Source organism: Candidatus Palibaumannia cicadellinicola, assembly GCF_002855795.1.
GTDB classification, from domain to species: domain Bacteria; phylum Pseudomonadota; class Gammaproteobacteria; order Enterobacterales; family Enterobacteriaceae; genus Baumannia; species Baumannia cicadellinicola_C.
Genome location: NZ_NJPO01000060.1, coordinates 1 through 2,924 on the forward strand (window position 1 = coordinate 1; position 2,924 = coordinate 2,924).

Genomic DNA, 2,924 nt, shown 5'->3' on the forward strand with positions numbered 1-2,924 from the left:
CTAAAGTAGTTAACAAGATTGATAACATTTTAATATAAAATAGTCGCTATATAAAATATATAAACAGTATAATAATAAACTTTTATTGTAAATATTTTGCCTGAGTACGTATCGCTAGCACCATAGCTTCTAATCCTTGTGAACGATAAGAAGTAAGATGCTGGATTAAAGATAATTTATTAAAAAATTGACTAATATCTAATCTTATTATCTCTGATAATGTTAACCCATTATAGATAATAAATAATGTTGCGATGAGTCCTTTAATAATTGCAGCATCACTATCACCATACAATTGAACATGACCGTTATTATCAGTGGCCATTACAATCCATACCTGACTTTGACATCCTGAGATTAGATAATCTGTTGTACGTGTACCTAACGGTAGAGGTCGTAAGCGTTTACCTAAATCTATTATATACAAATATTTTTCTTCCCAATTACGACAACGAGAAAAATTGCGTAGCAATTTTTCTTTATCAGGAAGATTTGTCATGATTTATTTTTACTCATTTTTGGTTTAATTAATTATTTCTTCTTAACTTAGAAGACGCTGCACGCGTACTAAAGCGCTAACTAAGCAATCAATATCTTCTCTAAGAGTATACATAGCTAGTGAAGCACGGCACATACTAGGAACATTAAAATAAGTCATCAGTGGCATAGCGCATTGATGACCAGTGCGGATCGCTACACCAAACCTGTCAAGAAAACTACCTACATCGTAAGCATGATGTTTTCCTAAATTAAAAGCTATTACTCCGGTCCGCTGGTTGAGACCATAAATAATTAAATCAGGCACTTGCTCTAGCGCAGTTAACGCATAATGCATTAGATCTCTCTCCCAAATTTCAATATTATCTAGTCCAATTTGCTGAACATAATCAATAGCTGCACCTAAACCTATAATACCAGCTGTATTAGGAGATCCAGCTTCAAAACGCCATGGGGCTTCAGCGAAAGTTGTACCTTCGCTTAGACTAACTTTTTGGATCATAGAACCACCTCCTTCCCAAGGTGGCATAGTATCTAGTAGCGTTTTTTTTCCATATAAAATACCAATACCGGAAGGTCCATAAATTTTATGACTAGAAAACACATAAAAATCACAATCAAGTGCTTGAACATTAACTTGATGATGCATTACGCTCTGCGCCCCATCTACTAGAACTAGTGCATTACTAATAGTACGCACTTGAGTAATAATAGACGATAGTGGATTCACAGTACCTAAAACATTAGAAATATGAGTTAAAGATACTAATTTGGTATACTCATCGATAAGTAAAGGTATTAAGTCAATGTTTAATGTGCCGTCTGGTTGTAATGGGATAAAACGTAAAGACAGTTGTTTTTCTTGCGCCAGTATTTGCCAGGGCACAATATTAGCATGGTGCTCCATTTCAGTAATGACGATATTATCGTTTGGTTTTAGCTTATGTCTTCCCCAACTATTCGCTACTAGATTAATACCTTCAGTAGCCCCTTTGACGAAAACTATCTCTTTTGCTGAAGCAGCATTAATAAAATGAGCAATTTTAGCACGAATGTTTTCCATACGCATAGTAGCATTATTACTAAGTGTATGAATGCCACGGTGTACTGCTGCATATTCTTTGCGATAGTAATTACTTTCACAGTCAATGACTGAATGTGGTTTTTGGGCACTTGCAGCGCTATCTAGATAAGTCAATGATTGACCATTTATCTGCATGGCTAATATGGGAAAATCAGACCTAATTTGATCAATGGGATAGATCATAAGGTAACTCTATTTTTTTTAAAGATTTCTGTAATACGGGAAAGTACAATCTCCTGTATAGTTTTATTAACACTAGTATCAATAATATCGGCAGCAAAAGCAAAAATTATCGTTTTCTGTGCATCCTTATAAGTAAAACCTCGCGAACGTAAATAAAAAATTTGATCAGCATCAATATAACCAACAGTTGCACCATGACTACATTTAACGTCATCAGTATATATTTCTAACTGTGGTTTACTATATACTTCTGCTAAGTTACCTAATAATAAGTTATTGTTAACCATTTTTCCATTTGTTTTCAACGCATGCTTAGCTACTTTAAGCTTTCCATTAAATACTCCTTTACTACCATCAAAAGCAATTACTTTATGTAGCTGATGACTTAAACAGTTTTGTTCATTATGCTCTAGGTAAGTACAAATCTCGTTAATATCTTGGTTAGCGGATAATAATAAGCTTTTTATTAAAATATCTGATGCTTCGCCGTTTAATTGCACACTTGTTTGGTGTTGTGTCATACTAGAACCTAAAAGAAAAGTATTATCACGTACAACAGCATGGTTACCTACGGTAATATCATTATGAGCAAAATGGTAACAAAGACTTTTTTCACATGCTAGTTTTAGATGACTAAGATACGCATGATCACGTATGTCAATTGTCATACGTGCGCTACTAAAATGTGCTAAGTGATGTTGTTGAGCTAGGCTCACAAAATGTTCAATTACTTGGCCTTGTGCATCATGTTCTATCTGAATATGATGTCGATAATGTAGTATATTCAGCTTATTTTTATTTTCATTCGCTTGACTGATATGTAGTAGATATAATGGTTTTTGTGCTATTTCACTAGCAGCTAGTCGGATACTAGTTATTTCGCGACTTAAACTTTCAGTAAGATGTAGAAAAAATTCTGAATATATCGGCACTGGTAGTGACTGACGTTTTGTACCTTGTTCTACTTTTACTTGCCAGTTACCAGTATTTTGATCACTTAAGTTCGGTATAAAACGACCATCAATGAATACTAATCGGTATGCATCAAAAGTAAGACTAAGACTATTGCATTCATTAGGAGTAATATTATTATTTAAAGAATTAGTAAAACTATATGCTAGTAAACTATCTAACGGTATTTGTTTCCATGATTCATGTT

Annotated in this window: 3 protein-coding genes; all 3 read right to left on the reverse strand. The window is 33.8% G+C overall.

The window, feature by feature from the left end; translation table 11 throughout:
- Positions 1-82: 82 nt before the first annotated feature.
- Complete coding sequence (sufE, locus tag CEX73_RS01200) at positions 83-499, reverse strand: cysteine desulfuration protein SufE (protein ID WP_101626793.1); 417 nt, start codon at positions 497-499, stop codon at positions 83-85.
- Positions 500-541: 42 nt separating this feature from the next.
- On the reverse strand, positions 542-1,765 hold the full coding sequence (sufS, locus tag CEX73_RS01205) for a cysteine desulfurase SufS (protein ID WP_101626794.1): 1,224 nt from the start codon (positions 1,763-1,765) through the stop codon (positions 542-544).
- A partial coding sequence (gene sufD, locus CEX73_RS01210) for a Fe-S cluster assembly protein SufD (protein WP_101626795.1) occupies positions 1,762-2,924 on the reverse strand: 1,163 nt, incomplete at its 5' end. The genes sufD and sufS, both read right to left, overlap by 4 nt.

Bases quoted from the DNA above. Each gene is read 5' to 3' on its own strand.
- sufE (WP_101626793.1), bottom strand. From the start codon at position 499: ATGACAAATCTTCCTGATAAAGAAAAATTGCTACGCAATTTTTCTCGT.
- sufS (WP_101626794.1), bottom strand. From the start codon at position 1,765: ATGATCTATCCCATTGATCAAATTAGGTCTGATTTTCCCATATTAGCC.